At 59.2% G+C, this 21630-nt stretch carries 19 protein-coding genes; 12 read left to right on the top strand and 7 right to left on the bottom strand.

The window, feature by feature from the left end:
• The first annotated feature begins 26 nt into the window (after positions 1–26).
• A complete protein-coding gene (locus PL640_RS15100; protein ID WP_271362474.1) occupies positions 27–1280 on the top strand; it encodes an FAD-dependent oxidoreductase in 1254 nt (417 codons plus the stop codon).
• 6 nt (positions 1281–1286) lie between these two features.
• On the opposite strand, the gene PL640_RS15095 is transcribed toward PL640_RS15100, so the two are convergent.
• The 4 genes from PL640_RS15095 to PL640_RS15080 are packed head-to-tail and all read right to left on the bottom strand — an operon-like array spanning position 1287 to position 5184.
• Positions 1287–2213: an ROK family protein gene (locus tag PL640_RS15095; RefSeq protein WP_271362473.1), complete on the bottom strand. Its 927-nt coding sequence runs from the start codon at positions 2211–2213 to the stop codon at positions 1287–1289.
• Between the two features lie 3 nt (positions 2214–2216).
• Positions 2217–3383 (bottom strand): N-acetylglucosamine-6-phosphate deacetylase, encoded by a 1167-nt coding sequence (gene nagA, locus PL640_RS15090; protein WP_271362472.1) that lies wholly within the window; start codon positions 3381–3383, stop codon positions 2217–2219.
• Positions 3380–4402 carry an SIS domain-containing protein gene (locus PL640_RS15085; RefSeq protein ID WP_271362471.1) on the bottom strand — a complete coding sequence of 341 codons (1023 nt, stop codon included), beginning with the start codon at positions 4400–4402 and terminating at the stop codon, positions 3380–3382. The genes nagA and PL640_RS15085 overlap by 4 nt, the downstream gene beginning before the upstream one ends.
• 26 nt (positions 4403–4428) lie before the next feature.
• Positions 4429–5184: a GntR family transcriptional regulator gene (locus PL640_RS15080; protein WP_142842320.1), complete on the bottom strand. Its 756-nt coding sequence runs from the start codon at positions 5182–5184 to the stop codon at positions 4429–4431.
• A gap of 437 nt (positions 5185–5621) precedes the next feature.
• Here PL640_RS15080 and PL640_RS15075 point away from each other — a divergent pair, with 437 nt between their 5' ends.
• The 5 genes from PL640_RS15075 to PL640_RS15055 all read left to right on the top strand — a co-directional run bounded on the left by PL640_RS15075 (position 5622) and on the right by PL640_RS15055 (position 11125).
• Positions 5622–6803 (top strand): Gfo/Idh/MocA family protein, encoded by a 1182-nt coding sequence (locus PL640_RS15075; RefSeq protein ID WP_142842322.1) that lies wholly within the window; start codon positions 5622–5624, stop codon positions 6801–6803.
• A gap of 12 nt (positions 6804–6815) precedes the next feature.
• Positions 6816–7700 carry a carbohydrate ABC transporter permease gene (locus PL640_RS15070; protein ID WP_052818771.1) on the top strand — a complete coding sequence of 295 codons (885 nt, stop codon included), beginning with the start codon at positions 6816–6818 and terminating at the stop codon, positions 7698–7700.
• On the top strand, positions 7697–8554 hold the full coding sequence (locus tag PL640_RS15065; protein ID WP_142842323.1) for a carbohydrate ABC transporter permease: 858 nt from the start codon (positions 7697–7699) through the stop codon (positions 8552–8554). Before PL640_RS15070 ends, PL640_RS15065 begins: the two co-directional genes overlap by 4 nt.
• Positions 8555–8592: 38 nt before the next feature.
• The gene (locus PL640_RS15060) at positions 8593–9825 is read left to right on the top strand and encodes an ABC transporter substrate-binding protein (protein WP_142842324.1); all 1233 of its coding nucleotides are present in this window, start codon (positions 8593–8595) and stop codon (positions 9823–9825) included.
• Positions 9826–10012: 187 nt separating this feature from the next.
• Positions 10013–11125, top strand: coding sequence for an ABC transporter ATP-binding protein (locus tag PL640_RS15055; protein WP_269701259.1), 1113 nt, complete (start codon positions 10013–10015; stop codon positions 11123–11125).
• Positions 11126–11277: 152 nt separating this feature from the next.
• Here PL640_RS15055 and PL640_RS15050 read toward each other — a convergent pair whose 3' ends face one another.
• Entirely contained in the window at positions 11278–11763 is a 486-nt protein-coding gene (locus PL640_RS15050; protein ID WP_271362469.1) for a hypothetical protein, read from the bottom strand.
• Positions 11764–12006: 243 nt separating this feature from the next.
• Between PL640_RS15050 and PL640_RS15045 the strand changes: the two genes are divergently transcribed.
• The 6 genes from PL640_RS15045 (at position 12007) to PL640_RS15020 (ending at position 19234) form a co-directional block, all read left to right on the top strand.
• Positions 12007–12870 (top strand): MurR/RpiR family transcriptional regulator, encoded by an 864-nt coding sequence (locus PL640_RS15045; protein WP_046799507.1) that lies wholly within the window; start codon positions 12007–12009, stop codon positions 12868–12870.
• Positions 12871–12953: 83 nt separating this feature from the next.
• Positions 12954–13736: an SDR family oxidoreductase gene (locus PL640_RS15040; protein WP_269701263.1), complete on the top strand. Its 783-nt coding sequence runs from the start codon at positions 12954–12956 to the stop codon at positions 13734–13736.
• Positions 13737–13780: 44 nt separating this feature from the next.
• On the top strand, positions 13781–15700 hold the full coding sequence (locus PL640_RS15035; RefSeq protein ID WP_271362468.1) for a beta-N-acetylhexosaminidase: 1920 nt from the start codon (positions 13781–13783) through the stop codon (positions 15698–15700).
• Positions 15701–15713: 13 nt separating this feature from the next.
• A complete protein-coding gene (locus PL640_RS15030; RefSeq protein ID WP_271362467.1) occupies positions 15714–17147 on the top strand; it encodes a M81 family metallopeptidase in 1434 nt (477 codons plus the stop codon).
• 62 nt (positions 17148–17209) lie between these two features.
• Positions 17210–18415 (top strand): MFS transporter, encoded by a 1206-nt coding sequence (locus PL640_RS15025; protein WP_142842330.1) that lies wholly within the window; start codon positions 17210–17212, stop codon positions 18413–18415.
• A gap of 78 nt (positions 18416–18493) precedes the next feature.
• On the top strand, positions 18494–19234 hold the full coding sequence (locus tag PL640_RS15020) for a copper homeostasis protein CutC (protein ID WP_142842331.1): 741 nt from the start codon (positions 18494–18496) through the stop codon (positions 19232–19234).
• On the opposite strand, the gene PL640_RS15015 is transcribed toward PL640_RS15020, so the two are convergent.
• Positions 19200–20351, bottom strand: a complete 1152-nt coding sequence (locus PL640_RS15015; protein WP_271362466.1) for a glycosyltransferase family protein — start codon at positions 20349–20351, stop codon at positions 19200–19202. The two genes, PL640_RS15020 and PL640_RS15015, sit on opposite strands and share 35 nt — an antisense overlap.
• A complete protein-coding gene (locus PL640_RS15010; protein WP_271362465.1) occupies positions 20348–21595 on the bottom strand; it encodes a glycosyltransferase in 1248 nt (415 codons plus the stop codon). The genes PL640_RS15015 and PL640_RS15010 overlap by 4 nt, the downstream gene beginning before the upstream one ends.
• Positions 21596–21630: the final 35 nt, after the last annotated feature.

The raw sequence follows: 21630 nt of genomic DNA, 5'->3' as shown, positions 1-21630 counted from the left end.
TAACGGGGCGGAAACGGAGAGATGTGATGGAAGAAGCGAAAGTCGCGCCGGAAAATGACGGTAAGGCGGTTCAACACATCCGCACCTCCGTTGCCATTGCCGGTGGAGGCCCGGCGGGTGTGATGCTTGGCCTGCTGCTTGCCCGCAGCGGTATCGATGTGACGGTGGTCGAGAAACATGGGGATTTCCTGCGCGATTTTCGCGGCGACACCATCCACCCGTCCACGCTCGAACTGATGGAGCAGCTGGGTTTCATCGACGAGTTTCTCAGCCTGCCGCATACCCGTGCGCCACGGCTGAACGCGGTTATCGGCGGCGAGCGTATCACGATCGCGGATTTTTCCCGGCTGCCGGTCCGTCATCGTTTCATCGCCTTCATGCCGCAATGGGATTTTCTCAATTTCATCGTCGGCAAGGCCGGGCAATATGAGAACTTCCGGCTGCTGATGAATGCACCGGTCACCGGCCTGATCGAGCGAGACGGGCGTGTCGGTGGTCTGATCGTCAATACAGCGGATGGTGTGATCGAGATCGCCGCCGATCTGGTGGTGGGCGCGGATGGCCGCACTTCCATCGTCCGGGAAGCGGCGGGGCTGGAAATCCAGCGGTTCGGTATTCCGACCGAGGTGCTGTGGATGCGCCTTTCAAAACAGCCGGGCGATTCGACCGAAACCATGGGTCATGTCGGCTCGCGACAGGGTTTCGTGATGATCAACCGCGGCGATTACTGGCAATGCGGTTATGTGGTGCGCAAGGGCTTTTTCGCGGACATAAAGCTGCAGGGACTTGAGGCGTTCAGGGAGAGGGTGGCGGAAATCTGCCCTTTCCCGCGCGAGAGGCTGGACGAGCTTACCAACTGGGACGACGTGCATCTCCTAACCGTTCGCATCGACCGGCTGAAGCGCTGGTGGAAACCCGGCCTGATCTGCATTGGGGACGCTGCCCATGCCATGTCCCCAGTTGGCGGTGTGGGCGTCAATCTGGCCGTTCAGGATGCCGTTGCTGCGGCCAATGTGCTCGTGCCGGTATTTTTATCCGGCCGGCCCGTTGGTGATGATGATCTTGCCGCAATCGAGAAACGACGATCCTTCCCGACCAAGGCCACGCAATTTCTGCAGCGGATGATGCGCATCGGCCGCAAGAAGGGGCAGGCGGCGGAGCCGGAAAAGCCGAAAGGTCCGCCGGCGCTTGTGCTGGCGCTCATGCGATTTCCGCTTCTTGCCCATTTGACCGGGCGGCTGGTCGGGCTGGGCTTTCGCCGGGAAAAGATCGAGACGTAAGGCCGCTCAGGCAGGGACGGTGATTTCCTTCTCGTATTTCAGTCCGATGACGGCGGAACCGATCAGCCCCGGTTCGATCCGGCAAATGGCAGGCACGACCAGCGGGCGGTTGAAACGCCTGAGAACGCGGCCCCTGACCGCCTCATCCAGGGCGGCCAGAAGCTCTCTCGAATTCGAAAGCCCGCCGCCGACAGGCACGATGGTTGCCCCGGTGACATTGATCACCATAGCGAGTGGCGAGGCAAGAATATCAACGAGAATATCGATGGTTCTTGCGGCCTGCGCATCGCCCGCCTGCCAGGCGGAGATGATGTCCTCGCTGGTCATATCCTGCTGGTGAAGATGCAGATGCAGCTTTTCCATGCCACGGGCGCTGCCGATGGCATCAATGCAACCGGTGAGGCCGCAGCCGCACTCAAAACGCGGCAGCGCTACCGGCGGATTGCCGGCCAGGGTCGCTGCCACCGGCCCGTGTCCCCATTCGCCGGCGAAGCCGCCATCGCTGTTGATGAGCCTGCCATCGATAACCAGCCCGCCGCCGACACCCGTCCCCAGGATGACGCCGAAGACGACGCGATGGCCCTGTCCGGAGCCAATTTCCGATTCGGCGATCACGAAACAATCGGCATCGTTTGATACGATGACGGGAAGGTTGAGCGCCTTTTCCAACTCGTCCTTCAGCACCTTGCCATGGATGCTCTGAATATTGGCAACGGTGGCCTTGCCGGTTTCGGGATCGATGACACCGGCAATCGACAGCGACACGCAGGCGGGTGTGCCGCCGCTATTGTCGATGACGGATTTAAGGCCGGCCGCGAAGTCCTCGAAACTGGTTTTTGGTGTCGGTATGCGCGGCACGGGGCGAATATCATCCGGGGCATAAGCAATGGCCCCCTTGATGGTCGTTCCGCCAATATCGAAACAAACGATCATTGTTCAGGCTCCGGAACGGGCGGCATCGTGGATTTTTTCTCCGCCGATCCATGTGGAATGCATTTGAAGGTCAGGTGTCAGCACGACGAAATCCGCATCGGAACCGGGCTGGAGTTTCCCCTTGGCCGTCGCACCGATGGCTTCTGCTGGATAAGCGGAGGCCATTCTCAAGGCCTCCTCCAGCGGCGTGTCCATTTTCTCATGCATGAAGCGGATGCAGGACAGCATGTCGATATCCGCCCCCGCCAGCGTGCCATCGGCGAGCGTCAGGCGTCCGCCATTGCGATAGACGCGCCGGCCGTTCAGTTCGAAGCCATCATCATCCGTGCCGATGGTGGACATGGCATCGGTGACGAGGAAGATGCGGGCCGGGCCGTTCTTGGCGCGCAGCGCAATGCCGATTGCGGCTGGATCGACATGGAAACCATCGGCGATCAGCCCGCAATCCAGTTTTCCGTTCGAGAGTGCGGCTCCCACCAGCCCCGGCTCACGATGGCCAAGCGGACTCATGGCGTTGAAGAGATGGGTCACCATGGAAGCGCCGGCATCAGCATAGGCCGTCGCCACATCGAGGCCTGTGTCGGTGTGGCCAAGGCTGACGACGATGCCGGCTTTTCGGAGCGCTGCAACCTGCTCCTTGGTCACGTTTTCCGGGGCAATGGTGGTCAGCACGAAGGAAAGCTCGGCCTTGCAACGGGTCAGAACCTCAAGATCGTCTGCCTCCATCTTTCGGATCAGCGCCGGATCATGGGTGCCCTTGCGTGCGACGGAAAGATGCGGACCCTCGAAATGCAGGCCGAGGAAACCCGGCACATGCGCCTTGTCGGCGGCGATACCCGCCTGTGCTGCTTTGGAGGTCACATCCGGCCGGTCGGTGATGAGCGTGACCATCAGCGCCGTGGTGCCGAATTTTGCGTGGGCGGAGCAGATCCGGGCGATGCCATCCACATCCGGCTGGTTGTTGAACATCACCCCGCCGCCGCCATTGACCTGAAGGTCTATGAAGCCCGGCGCGATCAGCAGCCCGTTCGCATCAATCACTTCGACTTCGGCGGGCACCTTGTCTGAGATGTCGGTGACATGTCCGTCACCGGTCAGCAGTACCTTGCCATCATGCCAGGCGGTGCCATCGAAAATGCGGGCGCCGACAAATGCCTTTATGCCGCTCATTGGGTTTCCGTTACCTTCTTCAATGCCGCCGGCGCATCCGGGTTGAAGCCGCGCGCGCGCGACAATTGCTCGATGAAGCCGTAAAACGGTGCGATCAGCAACAGGGCATCGGTCAGCGGGTGGTTGGTCTCGACGAAGGGCAGGGGCTTGGCCGGGCTGCCTTTTGCGGATGTGACGAAAACATTTGCGCCCTTATGGGCAAGATTTGCGGCGATATCCGTCACCGAGGTCTCGGCGCGGTCGCGTGCGGCAAAGGCGATGACCGGGAATTTCGGTGCGACCAGCGAGACCGGGCCATGCATGACCTCCGCCGACGAATAGGCTTCGGCATGCAGTTCGCAGGTTTCCTTGCATTTCAGCGCGGCTTCTGCGGCAATGGCAAGGGCAGGGCCACGGCCCAGCATATAAAGCGATTCTTCGCCCTTCACCGCCTCGGCGATCTGGCTCCAGTCGAGCGCAACGGCTCTTGCGAAATTCTGCGGCAGGGCGCTGACGGCCTTGGCGAGCAGGTTGTCTTCCGTCCATTCGGCAAGGATTGCGAGGCCAGCAACGATAGAGTTGACGAAGGATTTGGTGGCGGCAACAGCCTTTTCCGGTCCCGCCTGGATGTCGATTGCCTGATTGGCTGCATTGCCAAGCGGAGAGGGCAGGGTGTTGACGAGAGAGAAGGTGAGTGCACCGCCCTTGCAGGCACTTTCCGCCAGCGCAACGATATCAGGGCTTTTGCCTGACTGAGACACGGCGAAGGCCGCCGCCCGTTCCAGCCGCAGTTTCGTTTGGTAGATGGAGGCGAGTGAAGGCCCAAGCGACGCCACCGGCAGCCCGGTCTGCAATTCGATCGCATATTTCAGGAAATGCGCGGCGTGGTCGGAAGAACCCCGCGCAATTGTGACGATAACGGCTGGGTCGCGGACCTTCAGCTGGCCGCCGGCTTCCTGAAAGTCCTTTTTCGCATTGTCCAGCAGACGGGCGACGGCATCGGGAATCTCGTTGATTTCCTGGCGCATCAGGGTTGTCATCGTTTCGTGTCCTTGATCGGTGTGTTTCACTCTGAGGTCATCGTCAATTCGGCGACGAGGTCATAGGCGTCGCTGCGGTAAAGGGCGCGGGATATTTCCATGAGCCGCCCGCTTTCCAGATAGGCCATGCGCTGAACGGACAGCGCGGCGGAGCCCGGCGGAACGCCCAGCAGCAGCGTTTCCTCATCCGTGAGATTACGGGCGGAAATGCGCTGAATGGCGCGGACGGGGCGAATGCCGTTTTTCTCAAGCTCCAGATAAAGCGAGTTCTCGACCAGCTGCGGGTCGGGCAAGAGATCACCGGGCAGGCTCGTCACTTCGAGCGCAATCGGCTGGTCATTGGCAAGGCGCAGACGGGTAAGCCGCGCCACCATGGCGGATTGGGAAAGGCCGAGCGCCATCATCTCGTCGCCGGTCGGATAGAACAGACCCCTGTCCAGCCAGCGCGTGCTTGCGGCCATTCCCCGCCGGCGCATGTCTTCCGTAAACGAGGTAAGCTTGGTGAGTGGCTGTTGCATGCGGGTGATGGGCTTGACGACGAAGGTGCCGGAGCCGTGCCTGCGGACCAGCAGGCCGTCGCGCACCAGATCATCGACCGCCTTGCGTACCGTTACTCGGCTGACACCGGCGCTTTCGGCAATGTCCCGCTCGGGCGGCAGGGCGTCACCATGTTTCAGGCGGCCGCCATTGATGGCGTCCTCAATCGTCTGACGCAGTTTCAGGTAGAGCGGGCCGCCGCCTCCCGATTGCAGGTCATCCAGATTAAGCACTGCCCCGTTCATCCATAACCTCTGTCGCACCTAATGTGCCAATTCTGGCTATACCATACGCGCCATAATCGGCAATACCAAAATAGAACCATTAACGAATTTGTACGATTAATAAGGGTTTTATTCGATAGTTTGCCGAATAATGAGGCCTTATGCATGAAATTCATCCATTAACCAAAAAAATTTTCCGGTTGCAGATATTGCTCTAGACGATTGGCATTTTTTTGGTATTGTTTTCGCAACGGTGATCGGTGGCGCCCTGTTGCGCATCCGTATCGCTGGGAAAAATCGGCTTCCGGTCCTGGGTTGGGCGTGCGAAATCGAATTTAACTTGACCGTCGTGAAAATTAATTTCATCGTGGCAGGCAATTATCGCAGATAACTGAATGACCAACGTAGAAATGGTCGCTTCTGCGAAAATGAATTACGAATGAACAGGGAACAAGTTCATGAAAGTGGGAATTATCGGACTCGGATTCCGTCTCGGTTATCTGGGCTACGTTTTTCATGAAATCGACAAGGATTTCGAGATCGTCGGTTATGTCGATCCCGCACCGGCTGGTCTGCCGGGTCTGCAGGAAAAGGGTATTTCGGTCGGCAAGGCGTATGACAGCCCCGAGGAGCTGATCGCCAACGAAAAATTCGATCTTCTGATGATCGGTTCGCCGAACCATATGCATCTGGAGCATATCCGCCTCGGGCTCGAAGCCGGTTGCACCATCTTCAGTGAAAAGCCGATCGTCGTCAGCATCGAGGAGAGCCTTGAGCTTGCCCGATTGCTCAACAAGCATGGCCACGAGCGGCTGCTGGTCGGCCTTGTGCTGCGTTATTCGCCGCTCTATCGCGATCTGCGGGCCGCGCAGGCCGAAGGCAAGCTGGGCGATGTCGTCTCCATCGAGGCCTCGGAACATATTCCGCCCTATCACGGCGCGTTCTTCATGCGTGACTGGCGGCGCTATGAGCATTATTCCGGCTCCTTCATGCTGGAAAAATGCTGCCACGATCTTGATCTTTATAATGGTGTCGTCGGTGCGCGGCCGCGGTTCGTATCGAGCTTCGGTGGTCGCAAGAGCTTCACGCTTGCCAATGCCCCGCAAAATGACGGTATCAATGACATGGAGGTCTACCATCGCAAGCCGAGCGGCTGGATGGGTTCCGAAAAGGTCTTCGACAGCGACGGCGACATCATCGATTACCAGACGGCGATCGTCGAATATGAAAATGGCGCGTCGCTTGCGTTCCATACCAATCTCAACGTTCCCGACGATTTCCGCCGCTTCTGCGTGATCGGCGCCAAGGGCATGGCGGAGGGCGACTTCGTGCGCGGCTTCCTCAACGTGCACAATGCTCGGACCAACGAAAAGACCGTGGCCAAGACCTATTCGGCAGCCACCACCCTCTCGCAGCATTATGGCGCCGACGAGCAGATGGCAGAGGATGTGATCGCCCATATCGTCAAGGGCGAGCCCTTGCCGGTCTCCGCGCTCGATGCGATCGAGGCCGGCATTCTGGCGCTTGCCATGGACGAGGCACGTCACGGCCGCAAGGTGGTGGACCTCAAGCCGGTCTGGGATGAATATGACTTGGCGCTCCATGGGCAGCCAAAATCCTCCGCCGTGAAATCGGCTTAAGGGGGCGCTGCGATGGATGCGAAACGCAGCGCGGTCATCTTCGCCTGGCTTCTTCTTCTGCCGGCGCTTTTATACATCACGGTTATCGTTGCTTATCCGCTCGTTGATACCTTCATCCTGTCGTTTACCGATGCGTCGCTCAGAAAAACGACGAATTGGGTGGGTTTCATCAATTACGAGAAAATCTTCAACGCGACCTTTGCCGATGTCATCACGCGGACCTTTGTCTGGACGTTCTTTTCCGTCTCGATAAAGATGATCATCGGCACATTTGGTGCTGTGCTCCTGAATTCGGCCGTTCCCGGCCGGGCGCTGTTCCGTATCCTGACGATGCCACCATGGATCGTGCCGATGGCTATCGGCATCTTCATGTGGGGCTGGATGTATAACGGCCAGTTTGGCATGATTTCCGGCGTGCTGCAGAATCTCGGTCTGGTAAACGGCCCGGTCGCGTTCCTTGCCTATGGCAACACGGCCTTCTGGGCGACGATCATCACCGACGTGTGGATCGGCGTGCCGATGGTGACGCTTTATCTGCTGGCGGCAATTCAGGCCATCCCGCAGGACCTCTATGAGGCGGCGTGGACGGACGGCGCCAGCCGTGCTTACCGCTTCCGCCGCATCACGTTGCCGCTGATGCTGCCCGCCATGATCACCATGTCGATGATCTCGCTGATTTCGACCTTCAATTCGTTCGATATCATCTGGATCCTGACGCAGGGCGGCCCGACCGGCCAGACGACGACCATGATCATCGATACCTATAAAACGGCGATCGGCTCTTACAAATACGGTGAAGGTGCGGCCCGCGCCGTACTGATCTGCATCTTCCTGTCGATCTTCACCTACTTCTACTTCCGCATCACCAGCCGTATCTCGCAGGAGGCCAGCCGATGACCGACAAAAATGCGATGATCAACCGCTACAGGTGGTATGAAATGGTCGGGATTTATTGCGGCATTGCCGTATTCCTGACCTTCGTGCTGGCGCCCTTCGTGGAAGGTTTTCTGGTTTCGCTGAAACCGCTCAGCCTGCTCTTTTCCTCGCCCTACAAGTTCTGGCCGCAAAACGGGTCCTTCGAGGCCTACCGGACCATGTGGGTCAGCGTTCCCGGTTTTGCCCGGTACGTCTTCAACTCCTTCTTCATCTCGACGATCTCAACCATCATCGTGCTCCTGCTGGTGGTGCCGGCATCCTATGCCTTTGCCCGGTTCCAGTTTCGCGGGCGTGGACAGCTGCTGGGTGCGTTTCTCGCCATCAACATGTTTTCGGGCGCCGTTCTGTTGATCCCGCTTTACCGGTTGATGCGCAACATGGGTGTGCTGAACACCTATCTGGCAATGATCATTCCCGGCGCTGCCTTCCTGATCCCCACCGCCATCTGGCTGCTGCGCACCTATATGCTGCGCATTCCGCGGGAGCTGGAAGAGGCGGCCTATGTGGATGGCGCGAGCTATTTCTACACTTTCCGCCGGATCATCCTGCCGCTGGCGATGCCGGGCATCGCCGTCGTCTCCATCACCACCTTCATCGGCGCTTACGCCCAGCAGTTCATCTTCGCGCTCACCTTCAATTCCAAGACCGAATATATGCCGCTGCCCATCGGCCTGTTTGCCTATTTCGGTCGCCAGGAAGTCATCTGGAATGAGTTGATGGCGGCCAGCTTCGTCGGCATCGCGCCGGCCATGGTCGTGATCTTCTTCATGCAACGATATCTCGTCAGCGGGCTTACCGCCGGCGCGGTGAAATAAACAACAACCGGAACGACCACCAAAACGGGAGACTAATTATGGCACTGAAACATTACGGATTGGCGCTTTGCGCATTCGCATTTGCCGGTTCCACTGCCCTTACCACGGTGACGGCACATGCCGCCGACAAGGAGATCAGCTGGATCTATTGCGGCGACAAGATGGACCCCATCCATGAAAAATACATCAAGGAATGGGAAGGCAAGAATGCCGGCTTCAAGGTTGTTCCTGAGGTCGTTGGCTGGGCGCAGTGCCAGGACAAGGCAACGACGCTCGCTGCCGCCGGCACCCCGGTCGCCATGGCCTATGTCGGTTCGCGCACGCTGAAGCAGTTCGCGCAGAACGATCTCATCGTTCCGGTGCCGATGACGGAAGACGAAAAGAAGACCTATTACCCCAACATCGTCGACACCGTTACCTTCGAGGACACGCAGTGGGGCGTGCCTGTCGCTTTCTCGACCAAGGCGCTCTACTGGAACAAGGATCTGTTCAAGCAGGCCGGTCTCGACCCGGAAGTGCCGCCGAAGACCTGGGCTGAAGAAATCGCCTTCGCCAAGCAGATCAAGGAAAAGACCGGCATTGCCGGTTATGGCCTGCCCGCCAAGACCTTCGACAACACCATGCACCAGTTCATGCACTGGGTTTATACCAATAACGGCAAGGTCATCGACGGCGACAAGATCACCGTCGACAGCCCGCAGGTCGTTGCAGCCCTCACGGCTTACAAGGACATCACGCCTTATTCCGTCGAAGGTCCCACGGCCTACGAGCAGAACGAAATCCGCGCCATCTTCCTTGATGGCAAGGTTGGCATGATCCAGGCCGGTTCGGGTGCTGCAACCCGCCTGCAGGAAACCAAGATCAACTGGGGCATTGCAACGCTGCCGCTCGGCCCCGAAGCCAAGGGTCCCGGCACGCTGCTCATCACCGACAGCCTTGCGATCTTCAAGGGAACCGGCGTGGAAGAAAAGGCGACCGAATTCGCCAAGTTCATCACTTCGCCCGGCCCGCAGGGCGAATACGAGTTGCAGGGCGGCGCTGGCCTCACCCCGCTGCGTCCGTCGGCCAAGGTTGATGAATTCGTCGCCAAGGACCCCTTCTGGAAGCCGCTGATCGACGGTATCGCCTATGGTGGTCCCGAGCCGCTCTTCACCGACTACAAGGGCTTCCAGGATACGATGATCGAGATGGTGCAGTCTGTCGTTACCGGCAAGGCGACCCCGGAGGATGCCGCGAAGAAGGCCTCCGCTGCGCTCGAGCAGTACAAATAATCCACAATTCGACGGTTGCGGGCGAAGGTCGCCCGCAACCTCATGAATTCGCCGCGAGAATGCCCGCCGCTGTGATGGAAGGGGCTTCTCATGTTTTTCAACGGTTCCGGTAAGACGCGGTTTTCCCCATGTCTCGGAACGTCTCTGAACGCAGCCTGATGTCGGCTGGTGACGGGAGAGGCAAGTTTTGGGTCAGCTTTATCTCAATAACGTCCGCAAGAACTATGGACATTTCGAAGTCATCAAGGGCGTTCAGCTCGACATCAGGGATGGCGAGTTCGTCGTTTTTGTCGGCCCTTCGGGATGCGGCAAATCCACATTGCTGCGCATGATCGCCGGCCTTGAGGATATTACCGCCGGCGACGTCGTCATTAACGGCGTGAAGGTCAATGAATTGCCGCCGGTCAAACGCGGCATCGCCATGGTCTTCCAGTCCTATGCGCTCTATCCGCATATGACGGTTTTCGAAAACATCGCTTTTCCGCTCCGCGTCGAAAAGATGGAAGAAAGCAAGATCAAGGAAAAGGTCGAGGGGGTTGCCAAGATCCTGCAACTCGACCAGCGCCTGCAGCAACGTCCCGGCATGTTGTCCGGCGGCCAGCGCCAGCGTGTCGCAATTGGCCGCGCCATCGTTCGTGAGCCGAAGATATTCCTGTTCGATGAGCCGCTGTCCAACCTCGATGCGGCACTCCGCGCCGACATGCGCATCGAGCTTACCAATCTTCACCGGACGCTGCAGGCGACGATGATCTATGTCACCCACGATCAGGTCGAGGCCATGACCATGGCTGACCGCATCGTGGTGCTGAATGCCGGCGAAATCGCCCAGGTCGGTGCTCCGCTCGAGCTTTACCACAAGCCGGCTAACCTGTTCGTGGCCGGCTTCATCGGCAACCCGAAAATGAATTTCCTGAAGGTCACCTGCAAAGCGGCCAGCGCCGAGGGCGTGACTGTGGAATATGAGGGCCAGACAATCACCGTGCCAGTGGAACCTCGCGCTGGCCTCGAAGGCAGGCAACTGACGCTTGGCATTCGCCCGGAACATACAGGCCTTGAAACGGCTGACCTCAATGTGAAGGTCGCGCCCAGCGTCATCGAGCGGCTGGGAGTGAACACGATCGCTTATGGGATTGCCCCGACGGGTGAGAACTATTGCGCGCTGCTTTCCGGTTCCGCGCCTGTCGTCGTTGATGAACCGATCATCACCGGCATCAAGGCATCGGATTGCCACCTGTTCGATGAAAGCGGCATTGCGCTCGAACGGCGCGTCGACCTTTCCGTCCTCAAGCTGATCCAATAAAGGGCAGGAACCGGGCCATGAAATCTGTTTTCCCGTGCCCGGCTGTTTCTGACGCGATGCATCTGCGGCGGTTTTCTGCCGTCGCCGCCAGACGAAAAAACAACGCCGGGCTTTCGGCCCGGCGTTCGCAACGTTCCCGCATGTCTGCTCTATCAGCGCATGGGATTGGGCATGTAACCGGTGAAACCGCTGATCTTCCAGCGTCCTTCGTGCAGCCGGCAATAATAGAGCGTCTGCCATTTCATGACGTCGAAGCTGCCATCGGCCTTACGAAGCCCGCCGTCGAACTTCTTGCGAACCAGCGCGGTTTCACCTTCCACTTCGATCTCTTCCAGCGTGGTGGTGGTGAAGATGGCGCCTCTTGGGTCTTCGGCAAATTGCTGGGTTTGAAAATCCTTCGCCTGTTTCAGCCATTCGTCGCGATAGGCGGTGAGCGACGGGAAGGACAGGCGCCAATTGTCCGGGTTAGTCTCACGATTGGCGTTGATGCCGAGAAAGCCGTCCTCGACGAAATCATCCGCGACCTGCGACCAGTCGGCGGCGAGGAAGGCATCGATGTCCCGCGTCACCAGCATTTCCCAGATCGAATGGCGGGCGGTGTCTGTTTCGGTAAAGGGGTTTTTGAATGGATCGCGCATGGTTGTGGTCCGTTGTTGAAATTATTTTCAGGATTTGGAGATTTCTCTGGCGCAGATTGTTGGCATATGCTCATCTCGCAATCAACAAAGAAAATCATTTTCAAATCAAGGATATTCGGCGTGTCGTCATCGGGACGGAAGATGGTCGATTCATGGGTATGCACGGTTGACGGGCGTCTTGGATTAGGATGCATCGGTAACGGGGCCAAGCCTTAAGTTTTGGCGGAACGGAGACCGGTGAACATGGATATTTTCGCAAGAATACAGGAAGACAGGGGGCAGTTCTCGCAATCGGAACGGCGGATCGCTGATATTCTGGTTTCGGACTTCGAATTCGCCGTCAATGCCTCGATCATCGAGCTTGCGGCCCGCGCCGAGGTTTCTCCGCCGACGGTGACACGTTTCTGCCGTCGTGTGGGTTGTCTGAGCTTTTCGGATTTCAAGGTCAGCCTCGCCAAGACGGCTTATGTGGGCATTCGTTATCTCACCTCGGAACCATCGAGCACCGGCCCGTCGGATGTTGCAGAAGAGGTGCTTGCCAAGGCGCAGGAAGCGCTTTTCCTGCTGCACAAGACGCTTGACCCCGCCCTTGCCGAAAAAGCGGCGATCAAGATCGCCAATGGCGGCATGATCTATGCCTTCGGTGCCGGCGGCAATTCATCGATGATCGCCTCGGAAATCCAGAACCGGCTGTTCCGCCTCGGTCTGCGTGTCTCCACCAGTGCCGATCACAGCATGCAACTGATGATGACGGCCGCCGCACGCAAGGAAGACGTGATCATCGGTTCGTCCTTTTCCGGTCGCAATATGGAGCTGGTGAAGTGTTTCAGGCTGGCGCGAGAAATGGGGGTGACCACCATAGCGCTGACCCAGAGTGACACGCCGCTTGCCGTGGCTGCGGATATCGTTGTGGCCGTCAATGTGCCCGAGGGAAACAACATCTTCCGTCCGACCTCATCGCGTTACGCCTATCTGGCGGCCGTCGATATTCTGGCGACACTTGCCGCTTATCACCACCGGCAAAGGTCGATGGTGACGTTGCGTCACATCAAGCAGCAGCTCGTGGAACATCGCGATTCGGATGACAAGCAATTGCTCGGTGACTGAGCAAGGACAATGAAAAAACAGGGCTGCATTGCCTGATATCCCGCACCGTAGCGGGTTGGAAAGCTTCAAGGGAGTGGTAGGAGATGAAGGACAGGAAAGACCAGCTTGCCGTCGTTACCGGCGCGGCAGGTGACATTGGTCGGGCGATTGCGGCAGCACTTTCTGAAAGTCATGCGAAGGTGGTGCTGGTCGATATCGATGCCGACGCCTTGTCCAATGCGCTTTCGCAGCTTTCCGGCCCCGGCTTCGTTGCGAAGACCTGTGATGTCACCGATCCACAGGATCTTGCGCGGCTGGCCGCCGAGCTTGCGGAACTGGGCGATGTCGCGACCCTCGTCAACAATGCGGGTGCTGCAAGGGCCGTCAGCCTGCATGACACGACCGCCGACATATGGCGCAGGGACAATGCCCTCAATCTGGAAGCGCCGTTTCTGTGCTTCAGGGCTTTTGAGGAAGCGCTGAAGCGGACACAAGGGTCGGTGGTCAATATCACCTCCGTCAACGGCATGGCGGTGTTCGGCCATCCGGCCTATAGCGCGGCCAAGGCCGGGCTGATCCATCTGACGAAGTTGATCGCTGTCGAATACGGAAAATTTGGCATCCGCTCCAACGCCGTGGCGCCCGGAACCGTGCGCACCCAGGCCTGGGAAGCTCGGGCGGCCAGCAATCCGCAGGTCTTTGAGGAGGCGAAGCACTGGTATCCGCTGCAGCGGATCGTGCGGCCAGAAGATGTGGCCAGCGCCGTCGCGTTTCTGGCCGGTCCGCAGGCACAGGCCATCAGCGGCGTGTGCTTGCCGGTCGATTGCGGGCTGACGGCGGGGCAGGCGCCGCTGGCCCGGACTTTTTCGCAATCCGAACACTACTGATCGAAGCCCTCTCAGGGGCTCAATACGCAATGAAGGGGAGCATCATGGCGCTCGCAAATTATCGTCTCGAAAATTCGTGGCATCCGCTTGCAGAGTCCGCATCCGGCGGCTTTACGTTCACGCTGGTCAATCTTTCCCGCGAACCGCTGAAGGATTTTCGCATCGTCTACACCTCGCTGACGCGGACGGTGGACAAGCCGGTTTGCGGCAATGCCGTTTATCTGCGCCGCAATGCCAATTTCCATGAGTTTGCGCCGCCAGCCGGTTTCGTGCTGGAAGCGGGGAAATCCTGGCGCTTTACCGTCGATGGCCTCCTGAGGCCTGCTCGGCATCGCACCGACGGGGCGAAATCGGCCTATATCAGCCTTGCTGATGGTACACATCGCGTCGTTGATGTCGGCGATTTGATGCTGGATGGGCGTCATAGCGAGCCGGCGCCAGTGCTGCTTCCGGAAGGCGAACTCGATCTGCCTTTTGCCATCCAGCCATGGCCCGCTGAAATCAATGCTGAACCGGGCGAGGGCTTTCCTGTCGCGCTTTTCCCGACGGAAGACGCAAGCACGGAAGAGGTTCTTGCGGTGGAAACCGTGCTTTCCCTGTTCCGCAGGCTTTTTACCGTCGGTCATGTGCCCTTCAGCCTTGCACCGGTTCATGAGGGAAAGCCGCTTCATTTCAAGCAGCATAGCGGGCTGGAAGCGGAAGGGTATCGCATCAGCTTCTCCGAAGATGCGGTCGTCGTGGAGTATTCGGCCGCTGCCGGTCTGCAATATGGCCTGACGGTTCTGGCGCAATTGCTGCGTGGCGCGCGTATCGATCCCAAATTCCGGTTCCCGGCGTCCGGTAGCATCAGCGATGCGCCGCGTTACAGCTGGCGCGGCTGCCATCTCGATGTCTCGCGGCAATTTTATCCGACCGGCGATGTCGTGCGGCTCATCGATATTCTCGCATGGCTGCGCATGAACCGTTTCCATTGGCACCTGACGGATGACGAGGCATGGCGTCTCGAAATCAAGGCCTATCCGCTGCTGACCACCGTGGGCGCGACCCGTGGTCCGGATGCACCGCTTCTGCCGCAGCTTGGCAACGGGGCTGAGCCGGTTTCGGGCTATTACACCCAGGACGACGTCCGCAGGGTCGTTGCCCACGCGGCCGCGTTGAATGTCGAAATCGTGCCGGAGGTTGATATTCCCGGCCACAGCACGGCAGCTCTTGTCGCCTATCCGGAACTGACGGATGGGCAGGAAGCGCCGGACAGCTATCGCTCGGTGCAGGGATATCCGAACAACGCGCTCAACCCGGCGATCGAGCCGACCTATGAGTTCCTCGGCAAGATATTCGATGAGATGGTGGAGCTGTTCCCGTCGCGGTTGATCCATATTGGCGGCGACGAGGTTGCGGATGGTTCATGGCTGGCCTCGCCGCTTGCGAAGGCGCTGATGGAAAAGGAGGGGCTGGATGGCACCTTCGGCATCCAGTCCTATTTCATGAAGCGCATTCAGGAGATGCTGCATGAGCGTGGCCGCCAGCTTGCCGGTTGGGACGAGGTTTCCCATGGCGGCGGTGTCGATCCGGCTGGAACATTGCTGATGGCATGGCAGAAGCCGGAAGTCGGTCTCGAGCTTGCACGTCAGGGCTACGACGTGGTGATGACGCCGGGTCAGGCCTATTATCTCGACATGGTGCAGGATGAAGCCTGGCAGGAGCCGGGCGCAAGCTGGGCCGGCACCGTTCCGCCTTCGCATACCTATGCCTATGAGGCCGTCGGTGAATTTCCGGAGGAATTGAAGGAGCGGATGAAGGGTGTTCAGGCCTGCATCTGGTCCGAACATTTTCTCAACCGCGCCTATTTCAACCATCTGGTTTTCCCGAGGCTACCGGCCATTGCCGAGGCGGCATGGACGCCGAAGGCGCAGAAGGACTGGCTGCGTTTCTCCGCCATCGTTCCCTTGAGCCCGGTTTATTAAGGGGGAAGGTGCAATGCGTATTGCCGTTGGTGGAATTCATACCGAATGCAGCACCTATTCGCCGGTGCTGATGGGTGAGCAGGATTTTCGCGTCTTTCGCGGCGCGGAATTGTTGGAGGCCGAGTATTTCAATTTCCTCGGTGAAGGCGGAGCGGAGATACTGCCGCTTCTGCATGCTCGTGCGGTGCCGGGTGGTCCGGTATCTCGCGGGGCCTATGAGGCGTTCAAAGCGGAATTCCTTGACCGCCTGAAGGCCTCGCTACCGCTGGACGGGCTTTATCTCGCCATGCATGGCGCGATGAATGTCGAAGGCATGGATGATGCGGAGGGTGACTGGATTTCCAGCGCCCGCGCCGTCGTCGGGCCGGATGTGATCATTTCTGCGAGCTACGACCTGCATGGCAATGTCAGCCAGACGATCATCGATCAGCTGGATATATTCGCCGGCTACCGAACGGCGCCACATATCGACGTGCGCGAGACGATGGTGCGGGCTTGGACGATGTTGCTCAAAGCTCTGAAAACGGGTGAAAAGCCCGGTGTGGCCTGGGCGAAAATTCCCGTTCTCCTGCCCGGTGAAAAGACGTCCACCGAAGATGAGCCAGCCAAAAGCCTCTATGCGGTTTTGCCGGGCTATGATGCCAGGCCCGGCATTTGGGATGCGAATTTCATGATCGGTTACGTCTGGGCCGATGAGCCACGGGCGACGGCCTGCGCGGTGGTGACGGGATCGGATCGAGAGGCTGCACAGGCCGTCGCGGCCGAAATCGCGCAATCTTACTGGGACGCCCGGCAGAATTTTCGTTTCGGTCCTGTTACCGAGCCGCTCGAGGCCATTCTGGATATTGCGGAAAAGACGGCTACCGGCCCGATCATTCTCGCTGACTCAGGCGACAATCCAACCGGTGGCGGGGTCGGCGATCGTGCCGATGTTCTGGCGGCGCTGATTGCGCGCAACTGGCAGGGCGCTCTCCTGGGCGGCATAACCGACCGACCGGCGGTCGAAGCCTGCTTTGCGGCAGGCGAGGGGGCGAGCCTTTCCCTGAAGATCGGCGGCAGTCTCGATCCGCAAAGCCCTTCGGTCACTGTTGAAGCCACGGTCCTGAAATTGGATGATTCCAGCGCCGCGGATCAGCGGCAGGCGGTGGTAGGTATCGGCGGTATCACCGTCATTCTAGCGGCGCGACGCAGGCCCTATCACATGATTTCGGATTTCGCGCGTTTCGGTTTTGATCCGAAGGCGGTGAAGCTGCTGGTCGTCAAGTCGGGTTATCTTTCGCCGGAGCTTGCGCCGATCGCCAATCCCAACCTGATGGCGCTGACGGAAGGCGTTATCAATCAGGATATCGAAAACCTTCCCAACCGTCGCCGGGAGGGGGATTTTTACCCATGGAAGCCGCATTTCGATTATATGCCCGAACCCATTCTTTCGGCCCGCTGGCGATGACAGCGGTCCGGTAGCTTTTATCCAGCGATCCGGCGGGGCCGGATCATCTCAGGCGAATATCCATGCCGTCGGCTCTTTCCATCGTCATCAACAATCCGTCGATCCGCATCGGGGCGCTCGCCATCCTGTTTTTCGGATTTTCGAATGCGGCGACCGCACCTTATCAGGCGGTCATCGGCATTCGCGAAATCGGGCTCAGCAACACCGTTTATTCCCTTCTGATGCTGTTTGCCGCCATCATCAATGTCAGCGCCAGCGTGCTGATGGGCATTGTCGCCGACAGGCTGGGCGAATATCGCAAACCCATGCTGTTCATCGCGCTGTTCGGTGTCAGCGGTTATATGCTGGTTTATCTGGCGGGGAATGCCACGGCCTTTGTGAGCGCGAAGCTCATTCTCCTGCCGATTTTCGGGGCGATGAACTCGCTGATCTTCGCGCATGTGCGCGCCGATGCCCGCAATCTTTCGACGGGCGACATGATTGCCGTGAACTCGATCATGCGGGCGACAATCTCGCTCTCATGGGTGCTGGTGCCGGGCATCGTCGGCATTTTTCTCATCAGTTCCGGCAATATGCTGACGGCCTTCCTGTTTTCCGGCCTCTGCGCACTTGTCTGTTTTCTGCTCGTCGCCTTCTGCCTGCCCCGGGCCGCCACGCCGGCGGTGGTGAATACGGAAGCGCGTTTCGGTCTGCGTGCCTCGCTTGCGGAAATCGGATCACGGCGGGTATTGCTGCGGATCATCGCCATCGCGCTCATCTGCTCGATGCTGCATCTCAATGATTCGATACGTTCGCTCATCATCACGGGCCAGGCGAAGGGCACGGTTGCCGATATCGGCATCGTGGCGGGCATCGTTGCTGCGCTGGAAATCGTCTTCATTCTCTTATGGGGGTGGATCGAAAAGAAGGTGCCGCAAACCCTGACCTTGGCGGCGGGAGCGGTGCTTTATGCGGCCTACCTCATTCTGCAGGGGCTTGCGACCGAACCCTGGCATATCTACGCGCAGACGTTCATCAGCGCGCTGGGGGCTGCTGCCATCATCAGCATCCCCATCACTTACCTGCAGGAGTTGATCGCGGACCGGCCGGGGCTTGGAAGCTCGCTAATCGCGGTCAATATCTTCCTCGGCGCAGGTCTTGGCGCTTTGATTTTTGCTCTGGGAACAATGGTCTCCAGCTATTCGGGCACCTCGATATTGGGGGCTATCGTGGGTCTTGGCGGGGTTTATATGCTCTACACGCTTGATGGGACGGGTCGCCGCAGGTAGAGCGTCGAACCCAAAAGTGTGGCGGTTTTCGAATGGTCCAGTGCGTAAACAGGGCACGTTCAAATGAAAGAGGTTAGGATGATTCTCGAGATTTGCGTGGACGATGTGGCCGGTCTGGAAGCGGCGGTTCGGGGCGGAGCCGATCGGATCGAGTTATGCGCTGCGCTCTCCGGCGGCGGTGTAACGCCGTCTGCTGGCTTCATGCAACGGGCGGCGTCCTGTGGATTGCCCGTCAGCGTGATGATCAGGCCGCGCGCGGGTGATTTCGTGTTCACGCGCGACGAAGCCGATGTGATGAAACGCGATATCGACGCGGCACGTGCGGCAGGCCTTTCCGGTCTGGTGCTTGGCGCATCGCTTGTCGATGGTTCGCTCGATCTCGCTCTGCTCGAGGAACTGCGCCGTCACGCCGATGGGCTGGATATGACACTGCATCGCGCCTTCGATGTCGTTCCCAATATGGATGAAGCGCTGGAGGCGGCCATTGCGCTCGGCTTCCCGAGAATTCTGACCTCCGGCGGCGCGCGCTCGGCGCTTGAAGGGATAGAGGCGCTGGCGCACCTCTCCGAGAGAGCAGCCGGTCGGATTGTCATCATGCCGGGTGCCGGCGTGCGTCCGCAGAGCGTGCAGGCATTGCTGGATCGCTTTCCGATTACGGAAATCCACGCATCCTGTTCTGCCGTCCCATTTTACGACCCGGAAAGCCGGGTGGCAAAGCTTGGTTTCACCGGCGATGGGCGCAAGGGCACGGATGAGGCGGCGGTTCGCGAATTAAAGGCGATGCTTACTGCTCATCATAAAGGCGGCGCAAAGCTCTAGCCGTACCAGCCGCCCCATCGAGATCAAGGTGGATTGTGTCCGGTCCCGGCAGGGCTAATGCCGCCGTGATGGCATCGGCCATGGATTGCGTGGAGATATCCTTTTCCTCAAGAACCTGCGCCAGCCCCAACCGCGCGAGCCGCTCGGCACGGGCGCTCTGTTCGGTTTCGCCACCGACTGCGAAGGGTATGAGGAGTGAGCGGCATTTGGCCTGAAGAATATCGCAGACGGTGTTGTAACCCGCCTGTGAAACCGAAAGCCGGGCGCCGGCGAGCAGACTCGCGAAATCCTTGCGGAAACGGAAGACAGAGACATTGTCCGGTGCCTCAGCCGAAATCGCGTCGAAATCCACCTGGGGCATGTTGGGGCCAGTGACGAGGCACCAGTTCCCGATGCCGTCCAGCAGCGGTGCGGCCTCAAGGGCGACCCGTAGAAGTGCTGCACCGACTGCGCCACCACCGGCGGACACCATTATATCGAATTTCTCCGCCGGTTGCGGCGGTGGAAGCGGGGCAACAAGGCCGGTATAGACGATGCGCTGGCTGATCTCGCCAGCAAGGGGGAAGGTGTCTCCCAGCCGGGCGAAATTCGGATCGCCATGCACCAGCACGGCATCGAAATGTTTTTTAACCAGTGACACGGTTTCTTCGTCCCGGCCCGGCTTGGTTTTTTCCTGCAGGATGTCGCGCAGCGATGTCATGACCAGCGGGCGCGGTTCGCTGTCCTCGATCTCGTCCAGCAGCGGCAGCAATTCGAACCGCACCTGCCTGCGGCCGAAGGGGAAAGCTTCGATGATGACGATATCGGGTTTTGCACCATGATAGGCGCCAATCAGCATATCGGTTCTGAGCTTCCTGAAGGCGTCGTCCACCGGCTTGCCGGAACTGTCGACAAGACCGGAAAAGCTGCCGTCGTTGACGGCGATCGGTGGTAGCTCGACATGGCGGATTCCCTCGCCCGGAAAGCCCGGAACCGGGGTGCCGCCTGTCACCAGAACGACATCGAAACCATCTGCCTGAAGCGCGTTGGCAATGCGGCTGGCGCGGGCGATATGGCCGATGCCCAGAAGATGCTGGACATAAAAAAAGACGGAAGGACGCTTTTCCGGTTCACTCATGGTGCTTTTTCCCACTCGGTCTCGAACAGGGCCTTCAGCTCGCTAATGCTGGTGCGGTGGTCGAAAGCGGTTCGCACACGGTTCTCGGCGGCGTTGCCCAGACGCTGGCGCAATTGCGGATCGGTGATCGCGCTGCGCAGAGCCTGCGCGAAGGCGGTCGGATTTTCCGGTTCCGTCAGCAGACCGTTTTCGCCAGAGACGAAAAATTCCGGAATGCCTGAAATATTGGTGGAAATGCAGGTCAGCGCCTGGCTGGCGGCTTCGACCAGCACATTGGGAAGGCCGTCACGGTCGCCATCGGTGGTAATGCGGCAGGCAAGTGCGAAGAGATCGGCTTCCCGGTAGTTTTCCAGCACCTGTTTCTGGTCCATGGCGCCGGTCCAGACGATCCTGTCGGCGACGCCAAGATCGTCGGCGAGTTTCCTCAGTGCCGTAAGTTCGTCGCCGCCACCGATATGGGTGAAACGCCAATGGATGTCCTGCGGCAGCGAGGCCAGCGCCTGCAGCAGAATATCGATGCCTTTTTTCTTGACTGCCCGACCGACGCTCAAAATCCGGACCGGATCATCTGCGTCCGATCCGTTTCTTGCTGGTCGCGATGTTTCGAAATGCGGGAAGCGGGTGAGATCGAGCCCGTGATAGCTGAGATGTACGTTCTGCTTCGCCCCCGAAAGGGTCTGCAAATGCTGAAAACCGCCGGCGGTGCAGGTCACGGCCCAGCGGGCGCTTTGCAGCTTGGCGGCAAGGTCGCGATCATTCGAGGTCCAGATATCCTTGGCATGGGCGGAAATCGTCCAGGGTGTGCCGGTGATCAGATGGGTATAGGCGGCGACCGAGGCGGGCGTGTGGATGAAATGGACATGCAGCCACTCGGCATCCGCAGGCCATTCATGCGCCAGCACGGCGGCTTGACCGAAACGGCGGAAGCGGTTGCGGCTGAGATCATGTGGCAGATCACTGAAGAAGCGGCGGAGCGCGCTGGTGAAGCCCGGCTTCTTGCGGCAGGCCCACAGCGCTTTCAGGACGCGCAGCGGCTCCTCGTGCAGATATTCCGGCAGGTAGGTGACGGGCGCGCGGATCTCGTCATGAACGGGGTGACGTTTCTTGTCTGTCGGCCGGCGCATGGACATGAGTTCAAGTTTCAGTCCCGCCTTTTCAAGTCCCAGAAGTTCCTGGGCGATGAAAGTCTCGGACAGGCGCGGATAGCCCTTGAGGAGCACCACGATTTTTTTTGTATCGGTCACGTTGCGCGTGTCTCTTTTTGAAGCGGTGGTTGTCG

Origin of the sequence: Agrobacterium sp. ST15.16.024 (assembly GCF_027956545.1) — a bacterium.
Lineage (GTDB): Bacteria > Pseudomonadota > Alphaproteobacteria > Rhizobiales > Rhizobiaceae > Agrobacterium > Agrobacterium cucumeris.
Note: the sequence above shows the minus strand (reverse complement) of the source record. Positions and strands in the feature narration are given on the sequence as shown.